A 20216-nucleotide genomic window follows, 5' to 3' on the forward strand; every position below is an offset into this window, starting at 1 on the left:
CCGCGCTGCCCGAATGAGTTCGACGCGTTCCCGGCCGCGCGCCGACGACGCCGGCCTGCGCTGGCACCAGAGCCTGCAGTTCCGGCTCGCCGGGCTGTTCGCCGGACTGCTGGCGCTGCTGGCGGCCGTGGCGTTCTACGCCGCCGAGCAGCTGATCGTCGGCAGCGTCGACGACGCCAGCCTGCGCCACGAGATGGCGATCAACCAGCGCCTGCAGGCCGAAACCCAGCAGCTGCTGCGCGCCGTCGAGCAGTTCGCCCAGACGCTGGCCCGGATCGGTCCGCGCAGCGATGCCGCCACGCTGACACAACTCGGCGACAGCCTGCTCGCCGGTCTGCCGGTCGCCGGCTATGGCCTGTGGCCGGAACCGGTGTCGACGGCGCCGGGCAGCCGCCACGACGACCGGCACTGGTCGCTGCTGCCCGACGGCCGGGCGCGCCTGCTCGGCGACGAAGGCCGCAGCGCGGCGCTCGCCTGGTGGCGCGAGCCCTGGTACACGCCGGTGCGGCTGGCGCCGGCGACGATGCGCGGCTGCCACTGGTCTGCCCCGTACCGCGATCCACTGCTCGGCCGCGCCGTGGTCAGCTGCGCCGTTGCCATCACCGGCGGGCGCGGCTTCGAGGGCGTGGCGACCGTGAGCCTGGACGTCGCCCAGCTCGGCCGGCAGATGTTCGGCGCAGGCGGCGACGATCGCAGCTACGCACTGGTCGCCGACCGGCGCGGCGCGCTGCTGGCGGTGTCGGCGCCAGCCCGGCGCGCGCTGGGCCTGCAGGACGACACGGCCGCGCCGACGCTGGCCGCACTGGCCGAACGCCTGCCGGCGTTCGCCGAGGTGGCCGGACAGCTACGCCAACGGGACGATGCCTTCCGTGCGGCAGCGCTGCGCTCGGCCCGCTATGACGCCCGCCTGGTGTCGTCGCTGAAGGACAACACCCGCGAGCTGGACCGCGACGCGGCCGAAGACCTGCTGGCCGGCGTCTGGAACGCCGCCGACGGCCGCATCGAGCCGGCCGCCGTGCCGCTGCGGCTGGCGGTCGACCCGGTGTTCGGCGAGACCGGCCACGCCGTGGTCGCCGCCGTTCCCGGCAGCCGCTGGCTGCTGATCAGCGCCTCCCCGGCCCGCGAGGGCAGCGAGCGTGCCCGCCGGGTCAACGAACAGGTGCTGGCAGTGTCGCTCGGCGGCTCGGCGCTGGTGCTGCTGCTGAGCTTCGCGCTGCTGCAGCGGCTGGTGATCCGGCCGCTGCGTGCAATGGGGTCGGCACTGGCCGGCACCACTGTCGACGGCCGCACAGCGACGCTCGACGAATCCGGCGCCGGCGAGCTGCGCCAGATCGCCCATTGGCACAACGAGCGCAGCGAACGGCTGGCCGAGATGCGCGACCGCGCCAACATCGCCACCACCCAGCTGAACGCCGAGAACAGCGAGCGGCTGCGCACCCAGGACGCCCTGATGCGGCTCGGCGAAAAGCTGCGGCTGCTGACCGAAAGTGTCGACGAAGGCCTGCTGGTGCTCGATGAACGCGGCGCCATCGAGGATCTCAACAGCCGGGCCGAACAATGGCTGGCCGTCAACGCACCGAGCCTGCGCGGACGGCTTTTCAGCCAGGTGTTCGCGGCCCGCGTCGGCACCGCCGACGGACCGCCGCTGCCCGATCTGATGCAGCTGCTGCAGGCCGGCAGCCACCGTGTCGACCATCCGGTGGTCGTGCTGCTGCCGGCCGGCAGCACAGAAGCCCGCACGCTCGGCGTGCGCGCGGTGGCGCTGCGCAGCCGTTTCGACCGCCTCAATGGCGCCGTGATCGTGCTGCGCGAAGGCGCAGCAGATGGTGCCGCCGAGCCGTCCGGCAACGGCACGCCCGCAGCGCCGGCCGGCACCGAGTTCGTCGATCCGGTGACCGGGCTCGGCGGCCGCAAGGCCTGCGAGCGGCGGGTGCGCGAACTGCACCGCGAAGCCCGCGAGCACGCCACCCAGGGCCACTGGGCCCTGGCCAAGCTGGATTTTCCGGAGCTGCGCCAGGTGCGCGAAAGCCGCAGCCACAGCGATGCCGATGCGGTCGCCGCCCGCTGCGGCGAGCGGCTGGCGGCGCTGCTCGGCGGCACCGAGCACGTGTTCCGGCTGGCCCCGGACCGCTTCGGCGTGCTGCTGCCGGCCGATACCGCCGAGCAGGCGCTGCGCCAGGCCGAAACCCTGCGCCAGCAGATCGCCGGCCAGCGTCTGCTGGTTGGCGATCACTGGATCGATCCGCAGCCGGCCATCGGCCTGTGCCTGATCGGCGCCGGCATCGATACGCCGGCCGAAGTGATGCGCCGCGCCGGCCTGGCCTGCGACCGCGCCCACGGCAGCCTCGGCGTGCTGCTGCACAGCGCCGAGCTGGAAACCGTGGCCGGCGTCGACGAGGAACTGCTGTGGGTGCGGCGCATCGAGCGCGGCCTGGAGCATCGCCTGTTCCATCTGACCACCCAGTCGGTGCAGCCAGCGCGCAGCCACGCCAACGATGGCGAGGTGTTCGACGTGCTGCTGTCGCTGGAGGACGAGGAAGGCTTCTGGGCGCCGCTGCCGGCCTTCCTGCCGGTGGCGGAACGACATCTGCTGGGCGCGCCGCTGGACCAGTGGGTGATCCGCAGCCTGTTCGACAAGCTGGCCGCCCAGCCGGATCTCGGCACGCGGCTGGCGTTCTGCACGGTGCCGCTGTCGGCCGATTCGCTGGGCGACGCCGCCCTGATCGACTTCATTGCCGAGCAGATCAACCGCCAGCCGCGGGTGGCGGTCGGCAAGCTGTGCTTCCTGCTGCGCGACGAGCTGCTGACCGGCTTCCCGCAGCAGGCGGCGCGCTGCCTGGAATCGCTGCGCAAGCTGGGCTGCCGCACCGCCATCGACCATCGCGACGGTCGGCAGATCGACTACATCGATCTGTTGCGCAAGCTGCCGATTTCGGTGCTCCGGCTCGATGCCGGCGCGTTTGCCCGGATCGTCGACGACCAGGTCGAGCAGACGCTGGCCGAGACGGCGATCCGGCTGGCCAAACTGAACGGCGCACGGACCCTGGTCACCGAGATCGGCAGCGAGGCGCAGGCAGCCGTCTGGCGTCGCCTCGGCGCCGACTACCTGCAGGGGCCGGCGATCGCCCGCCCCTCGCCGGTGCCGTTCAAGGCCTGAGGCGATCCCGGCGGCGGCATCGGGGGCTGCGCCGCCGGCATGGCTTCAGGCGCGTTCGAGGCAGTCGATGCGCAGTTCCAGCGTCTCGCGGTCCTGCCAGCGGTTGATCGCCAGCTGGTAGACCACCCGTACGCGGCCTTCGTCGACCGCCGTTTCGGCGCCGTTGAAGTGCACCGCGTTGATCGCGCCGGCCGGACCTTTCAAGCGATAGCGGACGTGGTTGCCGTCCTTGCCGACCGGGCGCAGATCCAGCACTTCGAACTCGCCGTCGAAGCGCGGCTCCGGGAAGCCCTGTCCCCAGGGCCCGGCCGCTTCGATCTCGAAAGCGGTGTCGATGGCGAACTCCGGCCCGCGCAGTTCGCCATCGGTGTCGATCACCTGCGCCAGCGCCTCGGCGTCGAGCATCGAGCGGCACTGCGCATCGAAGACCGTGCGGAACGCCGTCAGCCCTTCTTCGGGAAGACTCAGACCGGCCGCCATCGCATGGCCGCCGAAACGGGTGATCAGGCCCGGATGGCGGGCGTCGACCGCCGCCAGCGCGTCGCGCAGATGCAGGCCGGCGATCGAGCGGCCGGAGCCTTTCAGCATGCCGCGCTCCTGGGCGCGGGCGAAGGCGATCACCGGCCGGTGCAGCGCATCCTTGACCCGCGAGGCGACCAGGCCGACGACGCCTTCGTGCCAGTCCGGCTCGTGGACGACGACACCCACGTCCTCGCTGTCGGCGACCAGCGCCAGCGCGTCGTCGCGCATCTGCGCCTCGATGCCGCGCCGCTCGCGGTTCAGCCGATCCAGCTCCTGGGCGATCGGCAGCGCCGACTCGCGATCCGGCGCCAGCAGGCATTCGATGCCGCGGCGCATGTCGTCAAGCCGGCCGGCGGCGTTCAGCCGCGGGCCCAGCACGAAACCGAGATCGGCGGCGCTGATCCGCTCCGGCGTCCGGCCGGCCGCTTCGAGCAGCGCCATCAGACCCGGCCGCGCGCGGCCGGCGCGGATGCGCTGCAGGCCCGCCTGCACCAGCACCCGGTTGTTGTAGTCGAGCTTGACGACATCGGCGACCGTGCCGAGCGCAACCAGATCCAGCAGCTCGGCGAGGTTCGGGCCGTTGCCGCAGCCGAACGCACCATCGGCGCGCAGCCGCGCACGCAGCGCCAGCAGCACGTAGAACATCACGCCGACGCCGGCCAGATGCTTCGACGGGAACGGACAGCCCGGCTGGTTGGGATTGACGATCGCCGCTGCCGCCGGCAGCTCGGGGCCGGCCAGATGATGGTCGGTGACGATCACCGGCAGACCGAGCCTATGGGCGTGCTCGATGCCGGCCACGCTGGCGATGCCGTTGTCGACCGTGACCAGCAGTTCGGCGCCGGCTTCGCGCGCCAGATCGACCAGCGGCGGCGACAGGCCGTAGCCCATCGTGAAGCGGTTCGGCACCACATGGCCGACCTCGGTCGCGCCGAGCGCCTGCAGCCCGAGCACCGCGACCGCGCAGGCGGTGGCGCCGTCGGCGTCGTAGTCGCCGGCAATGACGATGCGCTTCCGCGCAGCGATGGCATCGGCCAGCTGCGCCGCTGCCGCCTCGATGCCGAGCAGCCGATCCGGCGGCAGCAGATGTTTCAGCTCCAGCGCCAGCTGCGCTGGGTCACGCAGCCCGCGCGCCGCATAGACGCGGCGCAGCACCGGCGACAGCGTGGCCGGCAGCGCCTGCGGCTCGCCCGGCGGGCGACGGCGGATGGTCGGCGCGCGGCTCACCGGGCGGCGCGGCTCCGCTTACAGGCGGTCGACCAGCACCCGCTCGACCGCGCTCTTCACGGCGTCGACTTCGATCAGCTGCGGCAGGCCGGCCTTGAGGATGATGTCCGGGTCCTTCATGCCGTTGCCGGTCAGGGTGCAGACGATCGACGAGCCGGCCGGGATCTTGCCGCTCTTCAGGTCGCGCAGCGCGCCGCACAGCGAGGTCGCCGAGGCTGGTTCGCAGAACACGCCTTCCTGTTCGGCGAGCAGGCGCTGGGTGGCGAGGATGTCGGCGTCCGAGCATTCGTCGAACCAGCCGCCGGATTCCTTCTGGACGATCCAGGCCGGGTCCCAGCTCTGCGGATCGCCGATGCGGATCGCGGTGGCGACTGTTTCCGGATTCTTGACGGCGCCGCCGCGCATGAACGGCGCGGAGCCGGCCGCCTGATAGCCGACCATCTTCGGCCGCTTGGCCTTGCCGCCGGCCTGCGCGAACTGGCAGTTGCCGTTGCAGAGCTTGCAGGACACCGTGCCGTTGCCCGCGCATTCGGTGTAGCCGATCCAGTGGGCGGTGATGTTGCCGGCATTGCCGACCGGCAGGCAGTGGTAGTCCGGGGCTTCGCCGAGCGCTTCGACGATCTCGAAGGCGGCCGTCTTCTGACCCTGCAGGCGGTACGGGTTGACCGAGTTCACCAGCACTACCGGTGAAGTTTCGGACACTTCCTTGACCAGCCGCATGCCGTCGTCGAAGTTGCCGCGGACCTGCACGATCACCGCGCCGTGGACCACGGCCTGGGCGAGCTTGCCCATCGCGATCTTGCCTTCCGGGATCAGCACGAAGGACTTGATGCCAGCACGCGCCGCATAAGCCGCCGCGGCGGCCGAGGTGTTGCCGGTCGAGGCGCAGAGAATCGCCTTGGCGCCGCGATGCACGGCTTCGGTCACGGCCATGGTCATGCCGCGGTCCTTGAACGAACCGGTCGGGTTGGCGCCTTCGAACTTGACGTAGATGTCGGCGTCGACGCCGACATGGCGGACCAGGTTGTCGAGCTTGATCAGCGGCGTGCGGCCTTCGCCGAGGCTGATGGCTTTGGCTTCCGGCGGCAGCGGAAGGCGATGGCGGTAGGCGTCGATGAGGCCGGTGTAGCGGGTCACGTTGAAGCTCCAGTGGTTCGTCTTGTGGCTCGGGAACGGCCGTTGTGGCGTCGCGCCCTTGTCGGGCGGCGTTCCCTCACCCTGGCCCTCTCCCGACGGGAGAGGGAGTAAGGCGGCTATTTATTCGAAATGCTCGACGCGCAGGCGGCTCATGTCGGCGCGCACGAACGGCAGTGCGCGGATGCGTTCGAGCGCGGCGTCGAAGCGGCTGCCGCTGACCACCGAGGTGATGATCGCGATGCGGGCGTCTTCGGCGTCTTCCGGCTCCTTTTGCAGGATCGCCTCGATCGAGATGTCGGCCTCGGCGAGGATCGACGTCAGCGCGCGCAGCACGCCCGGTTCGTCGGCCACCGTCAGTCGCAGGTAGAAGGCCGATTCCACCGCTTCGATCGACAGCGCCGGCTGGGCCGACAGCCCGGCGGCCGTGAAGCCAAGCGGCGGCACCACCGGCGCGGCGCCGTTGAGCCGGGCGATGTCGATCAGATCGGCGATCACCGCCGAGGCGGTCGGCTCGCCGCCGGCGCCACGGCCGACGTACACCGTCTGGCCGACGGCATTGCCGTGCACGCGCACGGCGTTCAGCGCGCCGTCGGTCTTGGCCAGCAGATGGTCGTCCGGCACCAGGGTCGGATGCACGCGCAGCTCCACGCCGTGCGCCGAGCGCTTGGCGATGCCCAGCGACTTGATCCGGTAGCCCAGCTCGCGGGCCAGCTGGATGTCCTGCGAATGCACCTTGGACAGGCCTTCGGTGGCCACGGCCGCGAAGTTCAGCGGCGTGCCGAAGGCGATCGACGCGAGGATGGTCAGCTTGTGGGCGGCATCGATGCCTTCGACATCGAAGGTCGGATCGGCTTCGGCGTAACCGAGCTTCTGGGCGTCGGCCAGGGCATCGGCGAAGCTCTGCCCCTTCGCGGTCATCTGCGTGAGGATGTAGTTCGAGGTGCCGTTGATGATGCCGGCCAGGCTGTCGATGGCGTTGGCGGTCAGGCCTTCGCGCAGCACCTTGATGATCGGGATGCCGCCGGCCACCGCCGCTTCGAAGGACAGGGTAAGGCCGCGGCCCTGGGCATCGGCGACCAGCGCGTTGCCGCGCTCGGCGATCAGCGCCTTGTTGGCGGTGACCACCGACTTGCCGCGCGCCAGCGCATCGGCGATCAGATCATTCGCCAGGGTCGTGCCGCCGATCAGCTCGCAGATCACGTCGACATCGGCCGCGACCACCGCTTCCGGCGTCGAATGCACACGGATGCCGTCGAGCACGCAGTCACGCTTGGCGTTCGCCGTGCGCACAGAGACGTCGGTGACGACGATCGGCCGGCCGGCGCGGGCCCTGATCACCTCGGCATTGCTGGCCAGCACCCGCACCACGCCCTGCCCGACCGTGCCGAGCCCGACGATGCCGACCTTCAGCGGCGACATGCTCATGCGTTTTCCGCCTTCGCCGCTGGCGCTTCCTTGACCGGCTTCTCGGCCTTGGCTGCCTTGCTGCCGCCCTTCAGGAATTTCTTGATCGAGCGCATCGCCTGCCGCGTGCGGTGCTCGTTCTCGATCAGCGCGAAGCGCACGTAGTCATCGCCGTACTCGCCGAAGCCGATGCCCGGCGACACCGCGACCGAGGCCTGCTCGAGCAGCTGCTTGGAGAATTCCAGCGAGCCGAGATGCCGGTGCGATTCCGGAATCTGCGCCCAGATGAACATCGTCGCCTTCGGCTTGGTCACCGGCCAGCCGGCCGCCAGCAGGCCTTCGACCAGCACGTCGCGGCGCTTGCGGTACATCTCGCAGATTTCGGCGACGCAATCCTGCGGGCCTTCCAGCGCGGCGATCGAGGCGACCTGGATCGGCGTGAACATGCCGTAGTCGAGGTAGCTCTTGATGCGCGCGAGCGCCGCCACCAGCACCGGATTGCCGACCATGAAGCCAACGCGCCAGCCCGGCATGTTGTAGCTCTTGGACAGCGTGAAGAACTCCACCGCCACATCCTTGGCGCCGGGCACCTGCATCACGCTGGGGGCGGTGTAGCCGTCGAACACGATGTCGGCATAGGCGAGGTCGTGGATCAGCCAGATCTGGTGCTCGCGGCAGATCGCCACGGCGCGCTCGAAGAAGTCCAGTTCCACGCATTCCGCCGTCGGGTTGGACGGGAAATTGAGGATCAGCATCTTCGGCGTCGGCGTCGATTCCTTGATCGCCTTGCGCAGTTCCTCGAAGAAGATCTCGTGGTTCGGATCGTCGGCCGGAAAGCGCACATGGCGCACATCGGCACCGGCCAGCACCACGCCGAACGGGTGGATCGGATAGGCCGGATTCGGCACCAGCACGGTGTCGCCGGGCGCCAAGGTCGCGAAAGCCAGATGGGCCAGGCCTTCCTTGGAGCCGATCGTGGCGATGACTTCGGTTTCGGCGTTCAGGTCGACGTCGTAGCGGCGCTTGTACCAGGTGGCCATCGCCCGACGCAGGCGCGGAATGCCCTTCGACACCGAGTAGCGGTGCGTGTGGGTGCCGTCCTCGTCGTGCACTTCCGGCCGTACGTAGTCGCTTTCGGTACCCCGCACCGAGGCTTCCACCAGCTTGTCGACGATGTGCTTCGGCGTCGGCTGGTCCGGGTTGCCCATGCTGAAATCGATGACGTCCTCGCCACGAGCTCGGGCCGCCTTCTTCATTTCACCGACGATGTTGAAGACGTAGGGCGGCAGGCGCTCGATGCGCGGGAAGACGGTGTTCACGGATTCCTCGGTCACGGATTGAGTGCCGGATCGGCACGATTGGGACGGCAATACTGCTGAAAAAAGCCGCTAATTACAGCATGCGCGGCTGATGAGGGCCAGCGCCTGCGGTTCGTATCGCGCCCGGCGGCGTCTTGACTGACCAGGCGCCGACCCGCGCGATGGATCACATGGCGTAGCGGCTAACCGCCATCGCAGCGCCGCCGGCGCTTCGCCGGGGTCCCCTGCCCGCGTTTCATTCAGGAAAGAAAGAACACAGAGTGAAAAGGTGATCCAGCTGACACTTTTAAGAGGAAGAGCAACCCGGTGTCCGAAAGCGTCCGTCATTGCGGCGTGCTCATTGTCGATATCGCCGGATCGGTGAAGCTGCGCAAGGAACTCGGCGAAGTGGCCGCCGGCCGGCAAATCCATCACCTGCTCGACACCCTGATAGCCGCCGCGCGTCGCTGCGGCGCGACCTTCATCAAGGCCTACGGCGACGACATGCTGGCGGTCTTCGAAGAAGCGCAGCTGCCCGCCACCGCTGCGCGGCGCGCCACGCGCCGAAGGGATCATCGAAAGCCGGCGGCGCGAATCCGCCAGAGGCGCGCAGGCGTATCGTCGATCACCACCACTTCAAGCAGAGGCATCCGATGTTCCCGAACGGCATCCATTCCCGTGCACGCCTGAAACTCGCCGCCGCCGCGCTCGCGCTGGCGGTTGCCGCACCCGCCTGGGCGGCCCTGAAAGTCGGCAGCAAGGCGCCGGATTTCAGCACCCAGGCGACGCTGGCCGGCAAGCCGTTCGAGTTCACGCTGGCGGCGGCACTGAAGAAAGGGCCGGTGGTGCTGTACTTCTATCCGGCAGCGTTCACCAAGGGCTGCACGGTGGAGGCCCATCTGTTCGCCGAAGCGACCGACGAATTCAACGCGCTTGGCGCGACGGTGATCGGTGTCTCCAAGGACGACATCGACACGCTGAACCGCTTCTCGGTCAGCGAATGCCGCAGCAAGTTCGCGGTGGCGGCCGACCCGGACCTGGCGATCGCCCGTGCCTATGACGCCAAGGTGCCGCTGCTGTCCTATGCCGACCGCACCTCGTTCGTGATCCTGCCCGACGCAAGCGTCGCCTACGTGCATTCGGCGCTGAAGCCGGACGACCACGTCAAGAACACGCTGGCGGCGGTCAAGGCCTGGAAGGGCAGTCGGCAGCCCTGAGGAGCGGACAGCCGGCGGCGGCCGGCGTCATCGCGACAAGGTGACCGTCCGGTGACACTTTGCCGGGCGACTCGGGTAAGGTCGCAGGCAGTCTCGCCGCTGGCACAAAAGCCGCGAGCCGACGCACAGACGGCGCACGGGGGTGCGCCGTATCCACATCTGGGGAAATCACCATGCTGAGCAGCATCTTGACGCTGAATCGCGGGCGGCTGTCCGCCCGTCTCGCCTTCCGGGCCGCCTTGCTGATGATGATCGGCGGCGCACCGGCCGCCTTCGCTGACGACAGCGCGCCCGAAGCCGCCGGCAGCGCCGATCCGACCCAGCTGAAGGCCGTCACCGTCACCGCCGAGCGCCGTCGCGAAAACATCCGCGACGTGCCGATCTCGGTGTCGACGCTGTCCGACGAAAACCTGGGCGTGCTGGTCACCAACGGCCAGGACGTGCGCCTGCTGGCCGCCCGCGTGCCGAGCCTGAACATCGAATCCTCGTTCGGCCGCGCCTTCCCGCGCTTCTACATCCGCGGCTACGGCAACACCGATTTCGACCTCAACGCCTCGCAGCCGGTGTCCCTGGTCTATGACGACGTGGTGCTGGAAAACCCGTTGCTGAAGGGCTTCCCGATCTTCGACCTGGCGCAGATCGAAGTCGCCCGCGGCCCGCAGGGCACGCTGTTCGGCCGCAACACGCCAGCCGGCGTCGTCAAGTTCGATTCCGCCCGGCCGACCTTCGACCAGGGCGGCTACTTCAACCTGTCGACCGGCACTTACCTGACCACCAACGTCGAATCGGCCTACAACATCCCGCTGTCGAAGACCCTGGCCCTGCGCGTCTCGGGCCTGCTGCAGCGGCGCGAGGACTGGGTCGACAATCTGTACTCGGCGCAGGGCAAGACCTCGCTGGAGGGCTATACCGACGGCGCCTTCCGCGCCCAGCTGCTGTACCAGCCGAGCGCCACGTTCAGCGCGCTGTTCAACGTCCACACCCGGCAGCTCAAGGGCACCGCGCGGCTGTTCCGCGCCAACATCATCGAACCCGGCACCAACGACCTGGTCAGCGGCTTCCGCAAGCGTGAAGTGGCGATCGACGGCCGCAACGAGCAGGACCTGCACGGTACCGGCGGCAGCGTGCGCCTGCGCTGGGATGTCGGCGCCCACAGCCTGTACTCGATCTCCGGCTACGAGCACGTGATCTCCTATAGCCGCGGCGACATCGACGGCGGTTTCGGCGCCGCCTTCGCGCCGCCGTCGGGCCCCGGCTTCATCCCGTTCCCGGCGGAATCGGCCGACGGCCTGCCGAAGCACCAGCAGCTGACGCAGGAGTTCCGCATCGAGTCGAACTACGCCGGCCCGGTCAACTTCCAGGGCGGTGTCTACTACTTCTTCGAAGACATCACCATCGACAGCTTCAACTTCGACACGCTGGCCGGCGGCGTGCAGAACGGCTACGCGGTGCAGGAGCAGCAGAACAACGCGGCTGCGGTGTTCGGCTCGGTGACCTACGCGGTGACGCCGGACTTCAAGCTCAAGGGCGGCGTGCGCTACACGGTCGACAACAAGAACTTCGTCGCCGAGCAGTTGCAGTCGCCGATCGGCGCGCCGCCGACCGGCGAGCTGTACGCCAACCCGTACGACACCGACGTCAGCTGGGATGTCAGCGGCACCTACAAGCTGACGCCGACCGTCAGCGCCTACGCCCGCGTCGCCCGCGGCTTCCGAGCGCCGTCGGTGCAGGGCCGCCTGCTGTTTGGCTCGACCTTGTCGGTGGCCAAGTCGGAAACGGTGCTGTCGTACGAAACCGGCATCAAGGCCGACCTGTTCGACAAGCGCGCGCGCATCGCCTTCAACCTGTTCCGCTCGGAAGTCGAGGACCAGCAGCTGACCGCCGTCGGCGGCGGCGCCAACTTCAACACGCTGATCAATGCCGACAAGGCGCTGCTGCAGGGTGCCGAGCTGGACTTCAAGGCGATCCTCACCCGGAACCTGCTGCTGACCCTCGGCGCCAGCTACAACTACACCGAGATCCAGGACGCCGGGCTTGCCGTTGCCCCCTGCGGCAGCGGCTGCACCGTGCTGGACCCGCAGGCGAATGGCTCGAACACCGTCATCATCGACGGCAACCGGCTGCCCCAGGCGCCGCGCGTGACCGGCAACGCCACTCTGCGCTACGGCCATCCGGTCGGCGCCGGCGAAGCCTTCGTGCTGACCGACTGGGCCTACCGCAGCACCGTCAACTTCTTCCTGTACGAGTCGGTCGAGTACAAGGGCAAGTACCTGCTGGAAGGCGGCCTGCGCGCCGGCTACCTGTGGGGTGACGGTCGCTTCGAGCTGGCCGCGTTCGCCCGCAACATCACCGGCACCACGCGGGTCGTCGGCGGCATCGACTTCAACAACCTGACCGGCTTCATCAACGAACCGCGCCTGATCGGCGCCCAGTTCAAGGCCAGCTTCTGAGGTCTGCCGTCCCGTCTCCCGGCCCGCCGTCGCGCGGGCCGGGAGGCACCGCCCGCCGCCTCAGCGGCGCGGCAGCAGCGCGACTGGATCGATCGGCCGCCCCCGGTCGCGCACCTCGAAATGCAGCAGCGGCCGGTTCTCCGGTCCCAGCCCCAGTTCGGCGATCGGCTGGCCGGGTCCCACCGTTTCCCCTTCCTCGACCAGCCGCCGGCGGTTGTAGCCGTAGGCGGACAGGTACTGCTCGTCGTGCTTGATGATCACCAGCTCGCCGTAGCCCTTCAGTGCCGCGCCGCTGTAGACCACCTTGCCGCCGCGGGCGGCGATCACCAGCTGGCCCGCTTCGCCGGCAATGTCGATGCCCTTGCTGCCGCTGGTCGCGAAGCTGCGCGCCAGTTCGCCCCGTGTTGGCCATTCCCAGCTGGCGGTGCCGGTAACGATCGGGATCGGCTCCGGGCTGCCGGTCGCCACTGCCGATGACGACGGCGCCGGATCCACGCCTGCCGGGGCTGCCGGTGTCGCCGCACCCGGCGGCCCCAGCCGCAGACGCTGGCCGGGGCGGATCGTGTAATCCCGGCCGATGCCGTTCCAGTCGGCCAGTTCGCGGTAGTCGAGGCCGTTGCGGAAGGCGATCGAATACAGCGTGTCGCCACGGGCGACGACATAGGTTTCGCCCGGCGTCGGCTTCGAGCGGACCACCGCCGCGCCGCGACTGACCGTGCGCCGGCCGGCTTCGCTGGCGCAGCCGGCCACCAGCAGCGCCAGCAGCGCGGCCAGCAGCCAGCGGCGGCTCAGCCGCGCCGGCGCAGCAGGAACCACAGCCCACCCGCCACCAGCAGCACCAGCACCGCCAGCGTCAGCTCGTGGGTGTAGGTGCTGATCACGCCGATCGCCGCGTCGCCGAAGAAATAGCCGGCCGCCACCAGCACGCCGCACCAGATCGTGGCGCCGGCGAAGGTGATCAGCGCGAACGGCAGGTAGGCCATGCCGAACACGCCCGGCGGCAGCGAGATCAGGTGCCGCACCACCGGAATGAAGCGGCCGATGAAGGTGGCCCGCGCGGCATTGCCGAGGAACATCGCTTCCGCCTCGTGGTACTTCGCTTCGTTGATCAGCAGGTACTTGCCGAAGCGCAGCAGGAAGGCGCGACCGACATGACGGCCGAGCAGGTAGTTGGCGCTGGCACCGAGCACCGAGCCGAAGCCGCCGGTCAGCGCCGCCAGGAACGGATCGAGGCCGCCGTTGCGGGCCAGGTAGCCGGCCGGAATCATCACCAGCTCCGACGGCACCGGGAACAGGCTCGATTCCAGCGCCATCAGCAGCAGGATCTCGCCGTAGCCGAGTTGCGCGACCGCCTCGGCGATCCACTGCTTGAAAGCTTCGATCACGGCGCGGGCGCGGCGGGCAGGCTCAGGCGCGGCCTTCGAGCAGCGGCACGAAGCTGACCGTAGCGAGATCGGTGGCCTGGTAGCGGGCGCCGCTGCGATCGATGGCGCGCAGCATCTGGTTGTTCGGCGGGCCGACCGGAATCACCAGCCGGCCACCCGGCGCCAGCTGTTCGAGCAGCGCGCGCGGCACTTCGGCAGCGGCAGCGGTGACGATGATGCCGTCGTACGGCCCGTGGGCATCCCAGCCGAGCGTGCCGTCGGCATAGCCGAAGTGGATGTTCCGGTAGCCGAGGCCGGCCAGCCGCTTGCGCGCGGATTCCGACAGCCCCTTGAGCCGCTCGACCGAATAGACCCGCTCGATCAGCTCGGCCAGCACGGCGGTCTGGTAACCGCTGCCGGTGCCGATTTCCAGCACCCGGCGGCGCGCGCCGGTTTCGCTCGACGGCACCAGCAGCGCCTGGCTCATCAGGCCGACCACCACCGGCTGCGACAGGGTCTGCGCCTGGCCGATCGGCAGCGGCCGGTTGCGGTAGGCCTCGCCTTTCCAGGCTTCCTCGACGAAGTCATGGCGCGGAATCTTCAGCATCGCCGCCAGCACCCGCTCGTCGCTGACGCCGTTCCTGCGCAGTTCCTCGACCATCTTCGCGCGGCTGGCCGGCGACGCCAGCCCCAGCCCGCGGCTGTGAGGGTGACTGCCGACCATCACAAGCCCTGGGCCCAGTCGCGCAGCTTGTCGATGACGCTGTGGCGAGTCAGGTCGACCAGCAGCGGGGTGATCGACACCCGGTTCTGTTCGACGGCGTGGAAATCGGTGCCCGGCCCGGCATCGGCGCCGGGGCCGGCCGGGCCGATCCAGTAGATCGGCCGGCCGCGCGGATCGAGCGCCTCGGCCACCGGTTCCGACTGCCGGCGATGGCCGAGCCGCGTCACCTCGAAGCCCTGCAGTTCCTCCCAGGGCACGTCCGGCACGTTGACGTTGAGGATGGTGTGGCCGGGGAACGGATTGCGCGCCAGCTCGGCGATGATCTTCAGCGTCGCCCGCGCGCCGGTGTCGTAGTGCTTCGGGTTGTAGGCCGACATCGACACCGCGATCGCCGCCGAACCGAGATGCCGGCCTTCCATCGCCGCCGCCACGGTGCCGGAGTAGAGCGTGTCGTCGCCGAGATTCGGGCCGTTGTTGATGCCCGACACGACCATTTCCGGCTTTTCCGGCAGCAGGCTGGCCAGCGCCAGATGGACGCAGTCGGTCGGCGTGCCATCGACGCAGATGGTGCCGTCGTCGTGCTTCTGGATGCGCAGCGGCACCAGGATGGTCAGCGAGTTCGAAGCCGCACTCCGGTTGCGGTCCGGGGCGACGATGTCGACCTGGTGTTCGCTGCGCAGCTGCCGCGCCAGCGCCAGCAGTCCGGGTGCCGTGCAGCCGTCATCGTTGGACAGGAGTATCCGCATGGTGGAGGTGTCGTGAGGAATGGCCTTAGTTTACGTGGCACCGGGCTATGATGCGGCTGCCATGCCAAGCCCCGCCGACGACGCCCTGCCCGACTCCGCCGACGACGTCGACTTCCGCTCGGCGATGGCCGGCGTGCAGCGCCGCAGCGGCTCCGACCGGATCGCGCCGCTGCGCACGCCGCCGCCCCCCAGGCCGCGTCAGGCCGAGGCGGATGAACGCGCGGTGATGGCCGAGCTGCTCGAGTTCAGCATGTTCGAGCCGGAGCTGATCGAAAGCAGCGACACCCTGAGCTATCGCGGACCCGGCCTGCAGGACAGCGTCTGGCGCAAGTTGCGCCGAGGCGCCTACCGGGTGCGCGCCGAACTGGACCTGCACGGCATGAACCGCGGCGATGCCCAGCTGGCCGTGTCGATGTTCCTGGCCGAATGCCAGTCGCGCGACGTGCGCTGCGTGCGGATCATCCACGGCAAGGGCAACCGCTCTCCGAACACCGGCCCGGTGATCAAGACCCTGCTCGACAGCTGGCTGCGCCGGCGCAGCGATGTCATCGCCTTCTGCTCGGCGCGCCCGCACGACGGCGGCACCGGCGCTGTCTACGTGCTGATGCGCGCCACCGCCGCCAGCCTGCCCGGCAACGGCTGACGGCGATGATCCGGATCAGCCTCGAAACCTGGCTGACCCGCCTGCCGCTGCAGGACGACGGACACCTGCTGATCGGCGCCACTGGCCATCTGCGGCTGTCGGCCAGCGAGCGTGCGGCGGTGACCAGCCGCCTGCGCCACGAGGCCCTGCCCACGCTGATCGCCCGCGCCCGGCCCCGGCGGGTCAGCCTGGTGACCGGACTGGCGCCGGGTGCCGACCTGCTGTTCAAGCAGGTCGCCAGCCAGTGGCTGCGCGAGGCCGGCATCGCGTTCGATACGGTGGCGCTGCTGCCAGTGCCGGTGCCGGTGCTGATCGACGACTGGGTGGCGCGGCTCAGCGAGATGTCGGTGACGCTGGAGCCGGCCACCATCGAGGCGGTGCGCGCCGGCATCGAAGAACAGCTGGCGCTGTGCGCCGTGGTCATCGATCTGGTGCCCGGCGGCCCGGCCGATCCCAAGCTCCGGCTCGGCGCCTTCCGCCAGCGCCAGTACCGGCAGCTGGCTGCCTGCCTGGCCGAGCAGTCGGACGTGCTGGTGGCGATCCTGCGGCCCGGCCACAGCGGCCTGCCTGGCGGCGCTGCCGACGTGGTCAGCTGGCGGCATCGTCCGGCCCGGATTCCGGCAGCGCTGTCGACGCTGCACCTGCGCCGGCCAGCGGTTGCCGGGCGGCCGCTGCTGCTGATCGACCCCACCCTGGCGGCCGTGCCGGGCCCCCGTCCGGCCGACAGCGGCGGCATCGAATCGGCGCTGCTCGACCCGCTGCAGCAGGTGCTCGACGCCTGCCGCGCGGCGCTGAAGACCGGCAACTACCTGCTCTGCCACGACCTTGCCGAACGCGCCCGTGCCGACGGCCTGCGCTCGCGCGAGCTTGACCACCTGGCCCTGCTGTCGCTGGCCAATGCCGGCAGCACCCAGCTGGCGCTGCGCCGCTACCGCGAGCTGGGCATCGGCGTCGATGACGGCGACAGCGACGGCGACGGCTACAACGTCGAGGAATGGCTATCGCTGAAGGCCCGCCTGCTGAAGGATCTGGCGCTCGCCGCGCCGGCCGCCAAGGCCCCGGCCCTGTTCGTCGAATCCGGGCGGGTCTACGCCCAGGCCTTCGACCACGCGCAGGGCTATTTTCCCGGCATCAACGCCGCCACCATGCTGATGCTCGGCGGCCACGGTCCGGAAGCGCTGGCGCTGGCGCGCCGGGTGCTCGATTCGCTGGACGCACTGGCCGACGATGCCGACGGTGCTGGCGTTGGCGACACCGAGCGCTACTACCGCGCCGTCACCGAGGCCGAGGCCGCGCTGCTGCTCGGCCGCGTCGAACGGGTGCGCGGCGCGCTGGCCCGGGCCGCGCAGCTGCAGCCCGGCAACGTCAATGCCCTGAGCCGTACCGGCGCCCAGCTGCGGCTGATCTGCCGCCATCTCGGCCACGATCCCGCGCATCTGGCAGCGCTGTCGGTCCCGCCTGTGCTGTTCGTGCCGTCGGCGCTGCCGGCCGAGCTGCCGCTGCCGGCCGAGGCCTCGTTCGTCTGCATCGGCCTGAACGGCCCGCGCGAGCTGGACATCGCCGAGCATTACCGGCTGCGCGGCGTGCGCGTGCACCTGGTGCTGCCGGCCGCCCGCGAGCAGCTGGTGGAGGAATGGCAGCGGCATCACGGCACCGCCATCGCGCAGCGCCTGCAAGGCCATCTGGAACGTGGCGGCGAATGCTCGATCGCCCAGGGCTTCCTCGAGCGCGAGGGCGACTGGCGCGCCGCCTACGTGTCGGCCACCGCCTGCGGCCTGTCGCGGCTGGAAGCGCGCCGGATCGGCGCCGGCTGGCACGACCTCGGCCACGGCGGCGGCCCGCGTGCCGCCGACGCGGCCTGCGGCTGCGGCGCGCCGCTGCCGCTGCACTGCGCGCCCGGCCGCACCGGCCAGCCCGAAACGCGGCGGCTGGTCGGCACCCTGTTCGCCGACTTCGCCGGCTACAGCCGGCTCGGCGACGAGGAGCAGCCGGTGTTCCAGGACGTGCTGATCGGCGGCATCGCCGCCGCGCTGACCGAGCACCAGCCGCACATCCTGCTGCAGCACACCTGGGGCGACGCGGTGCACGTGGTGACCGATGACGCCGAAACCACGGCGCGCATCGCCGACCGCATCCACAGCATCGTCGAGCGGGCCCGCAGCGGTCTTGGCGGCATGCTGGAAAAGCTCGAGCTGCGCCTGTCCGCGCACTACGCGCCGGTGTTCGAGGGCATCGACCCGGTCGAGGGCACCACCACCTACTTCGGTTCCCAGCTGTCGTTCGCAGCGCGGGTCGAGCCGGTCACGCCGCCCGGCATGATCTTCGTCACCGAAGCCTTCGCCGCCCGTCTGATGCTGGAAGCGCCGGATCGCTACGCCGCCGAGTACGCCGGCGAAATCGAGCTGGCCAAGCGCTACGGCAAGTACCGGCTGTACTCGCTGCGCCGGGGCGAAGCCGACAGCTGACGGACGCGCTTTCGGCCGGCTCAGCGCCCGCGCAGGAACAGGCGGTCGAGGCCGTCGGCGTCGATCTGCACCCAGGTCGGCCGGCCGTGATTGCACTGGCCGGCGTTCGGCGTCCGCTCCATGTCGCGCAGCAGCGCGTCCATCTCCGCCAGCGTCAGCCGACGGTTGGCCTTGATCGCGGCGCGGCAGGCCATGTCGGCCAGGATGCGGTGCTGGGCGTCGAGTGCCTCGCCGAAATGCTCGGCGCTTTCCGCCGCCTCGGCACCGCCGCAGAGGCTGCGCAGCAGCGCGCCCAGGTCGGTCTTGACCAGCAGTGCCGGCACCGCCCGCACGGTGACCGTGTCCGGGCCGCTGCGATCGATCAGCAGGCCGAAGCGGCGCAGGGACTCGGCCTGCGCTTCCAGCTCGTCGGCCTCGCCTTCGCCGACCACCACCGGCTCCGGCAGCAGCAGGCGCTGGGCGGCGATGCCATCGCTGGCCAGTTCGCGCTTGAAGCGTTCGTAGATCACCCGCTCGTGCGCGGCGTGGGCATCGACCAGCACCAGCCCGTGGCGGTTCTCGGCCAGCACGAACACGCCGCGGATCTGGGCGATCGCCCGGCCCAGCGGCGCCTCGTCGCCGTCGCCAGCACCGTCGGCGGCGACCGCCAGCGGTTCGCCGGAACCGGTCTCGGCCGGCGGTCGGTACAGCGGCCACGGCGCGCCGCCGCCGACGTCCGCGTCCCGTTCGCGGACCGGCCACGACGGCGCCGCCGACGGCTGCGGATAGCGCAGCGCGACCTGGCTCGGTTCGCTGGCCGGCGGGCCCGGCGTCTCGAACGCGACCCGGTGGTGCAGCCCCGGCTCCGGCCGCACCCGCCGCAGCAGCTGGTGCACCGCACCGAACAGGAAATCGTGGATCACCGAGGCATCGCGAAAACGCACCTCGGTCTTCTGCGGATGCACGTTGACATCGACCCGCGCCGGGTCCAGCTCCAGGAACAGCACGAAGGCCGGATGCCGCTGCGAATGCAGCACATCGGCATAGGCGCGGCGCAGCGCGTGGCCGAGCAGCTTGTCGCGCACGTTGCGGCCGTTGACGTAGAGGTACTGCAGATCCGGCTGGGCCCGCGCGAAACTCGGCAGTGCCACCCAGCCCCACAGGCGCAGGCCGAGGCGCTGCTCGTCGACCGTCACCGCATTGGCGAAGAACTCGTCGCCGCAGACCTGGGCGACCCGCGCCGCCCGGGCCGCCTCGCCGTCGGCGCGCGGCAGCTCGAAGCTGCGCCGGCCGTTGTGGCCGAGCTTCAGCCGCAGGTCGAAACGGGTCAGCGCCAGGCGCCGCAGGATCTGGTCGACATGGCGGAACTCGGTGCCGTCCGCCTTCATGAACTTGCGGCGCGCCGGCGTGTTGAAGAACAGGTCGCGCACTTCGATCGTGGTGCCGATCGGATGCGCCGCCGGCTGCGGCCCGGCATCGTCCGGCACGCCGCTGCCGCCCAGTTTCCAGCCATGCGGCTGATCGGCCGTGCGCGAAATCAGCGCGAAGCGCGACACCGACAGGATGCTCGGCAGCGCCTCGCCCCGGAAACCGAAGCTGCGGACCCGCTCCAGGTCATCGAGCCCGGCGATCTTGCTGGTGGCGTGCCGGGTCAGCGCCAGCGCCAGCTCGGCGCGGGCGATGCCGCAGCCATCGTCGCGCACCCGGATCAGGTTCAGCCCGCCGGCCTCCAGCTCGACCTCGATCGCGGTGGCACCGGCATCGAGGCTGTTCTCGACCAGCTCCTTGACCACGGCGGCGGGGCGCTCGACCACCTCGCCAGCGGCGATCTGGTTGATCAGCTGCTCATCCAGCACACGGATGCGGCTCACGGGCCGACGGTG

Annotated in this window: 15 protein-coding genes; 6 read left to right on the forward strand and 9 right to left on the reverse strand. The window is 70.2% G+C overall.

Annotated features, from left to right (window positions below; all coding sequences use genetic code 11):
- Positions 1-13 precede the first annotated feature (13 nt).
- Positions 14-3157: an EAL domain-containing protein gene (locus ACTIGJ_RS01395; RefSeq protein WP_439638475.1), complete on the forward strand. Its 3144-nt coding sequence runs from the start codon at positions 14-16 to the stop codon at positions 3155-3157.
- 45 nt (positions 3158-3202) lie between these two features.
- On the opposite strand, the gene recJ is transcribed toward ACTIGJ_RS01395, so the two are convergent.
- The 4 genes from recJ to alaC all read right to left on the reverse strand — a co-directional run bounded on the left by recJ (position 3203) and on the right by alaC (position 8766).
- Positions 3203-4906, reverse strand: a complete 1704-nt coding sequence (recJ, locus tag ACTIGJ_RS01400) for a single-stranded-DNA-specific exonuclease RecJ (protein WP_439638476.1) — start codon at positions 4904-4906, stop codon at positions 3203-3205.
- 18 nt (positions 4907-4924) lie between these two features.
- Positions 4925-6043: a threonine synthase gene (gene thrC, locus ACTIGJ_RS01405; protein WP_439638477.1), complete on the reverse strand. Its 1119-nt coding sequence runs from the start codon at positions 6041-6043 to the stop codon at positions 4925-4927.
- A gap of 120 nt (positions 6044-6163) precedes the next feature.
- Positions 6164-7462 (reverse strand): homoserine dehydrogenase, encoded by a 1299-nt coding sequence (locus tag ACTIGJ_RS01410; RefSeq protein ID WP_439638649.1) that lies wholly within the window; start codon positions 7460-7462, stop codon positions 6164-6166.
- Positions 7463-7464: 2 nt separating this feature from the next.
- Positions 7465-8766, reverse strand: a complete 1302-nt coding sequence (alaC, locus tag ACTIGJ_RS01415) for an alanine transaminase (protein ID WP_439638650.1) — start codon at positions 8764-8766, stop codon at positions 7465-7467.
- A 306-nt stretch (positions 8767-9072) separates the two neighbouring features.
- Here alaC and ACTIGJ_RS01420 point away from each other — a divergent pair, with 306 nt between their 5' ends.
- The 3 genes from ACTIGJ_RS01420 to ACTIGJ_RS01430 all read left to right on the forward strand — a co-directional run bounded on the left by ACTIGJ_RS01420 (position 9073) and on the right by ACTIGJ_RS01430 (position 12412).
- Complete coding sequence (locus ACTIGJ_RS01420) at positions 9073-9435, forward strand: hypothetical protein (RefSeq protein WP_439638478.1); 363 nt, start codon at positions 9073-9075, stop codon at positions 9433-9435.
- A complete protein-coding gene (locus ACTIGJ_RS01425) occupies positions 9399-9962 on the forward strand; it encodes a peroxiredoxin (protein WP_439638479.1) in 564 nt (187 codons plus the stop codon). The genes ACTIGJ_RS01420 and ACTIGJ_RS01425 overlap by 37 nt, the downstream gene beginning before the upstream one ends.
- Positions 9963-10135: 173 nt before the next feature.
- A complete protein-coding gene (locus tag ACTIGJ_RS01430; protein WP_439638480.1) occupies positions 10136-12412 on the forward strand; it encodes a TonB-dependent receptor in 2277 nt (758 codons plus the stop codon).
- A gap of 60 nt (positions 12413-12472) precedes the next feature.
- Here ACTIGJ_RS01430 and ACTIGJ_RS01435 read toward each other — a convergent pair whose 3' ends face one another.
- Genes ACTIGJ_RS01435 through surE form a run of 4 tightly spaced genes read right to left on the reverse strand, consistent with a single transcriptional unit; the run spans position 12473 to position 15246 of the window.
- Positions 12473-13228, reverse strand: a complete 756-nt coding sequence (locus tag ACTIGJ_RS01435; RefSeq protein WP_439638481.1) for a peptidoglycan DD-metalloendopeptidase family protein — start codon at positions 13226-13228, stop codon at positions 12473-12475.
- Positions 13201-13797: a DedA family protein gene (locus ACTIGJ_RS01440; protein WP_439638482.1), complete on the reverse strand. Its 597-nt coding sequence runs from the start codon at positions 13795-13797 to the stop codon at positions 13201-13203. The genes ACTIGJ_RS01435 and ACTIGJ_RS01440 overlap by 28 nt, the downstream gene beginning before the upstream one ends.
- A gap of 22 nt (positions 13798-13819) precedes the next feature.
- The gene (locus ACTIGJ_RS01445; protein WP_439638483.1) at positions 13820-14500 is read right to left on the reverse strand and encodes a protein-L-isoaspartate(D-aspartate) O-methyltransferase; all 681 of its coding nucleotides are present in this window, start codon (positions 14498-14500) and stop codon (positions 13820-13822) included.
- Positions 14500-15246: a 5'/3'-nucleotidase SurE gene (surE, locus tag ACTIGJ_RS01450; RefSeq protein WP_439638484.1), complete on the reverse strand. Its 747-nt coding sequence runs from the start codon at positions 15244-15246 to the stop codon at positions 14500-14502. The genes ACTIGJ_RS01445 and surE overlap by 1 nt, the downstream gene beginning before the upstream one ends.
- A 61-nt stretch (positions 15247-15307) precedes the next feature.
- On the opposite strand from surE, the gene ACTIGJ_RS01455 reads away from it, so the two are divergent.
- Complete coding sequence (locus ACTIGJ_RS01455) at positions 15308-15889, forward strand: Smr/MutS family protein (protein ID WP_439638485.1); 582 nt, start codon at positions 15308-15310, stop codon at positions 15887-15889.
- 5 nt (positions 15890-15894) lie between these two features.
- Complete coding sequence (locus tag ACTIGJ_RS01460) at positions 15895-18354, forward strand: tetratricopeptide repeat-containing protein (RefSeq protein WP_439638486.1); 2460 nt, start codon at positions 15895-15897, stop codon at positions 18352-18354.
- A gap of 20 nt (positions 18355-18374) precedes the next feature.
- On the opposite strand, the gene mutL is transcribed toward ACTIGJ_RS01460, so the two are convergent.
- The gene (mutL, locus tag ACTIGJ_RS01465) at positions 18375-20204 is read right to left on the reverse strand and encodes a DNA mismatch repair endonuclease MutL (protein ID WP_439638487.1); all 1830 of its coding nucleotides are present in this window, start codon (positions 20202-20204) and stop codon (positions 18375-18377) included.
- Positions 20205-20216 lie beyond the last annotated feature (12 nt).

The organism is Nevskia sp., from assembly GCF_051860985.1.
Classification (GTDB): Bacteria; Pseudomonadota; Gammaproteobacteria; order Nevskiales; family Nevskiaceae; genus Nevskia.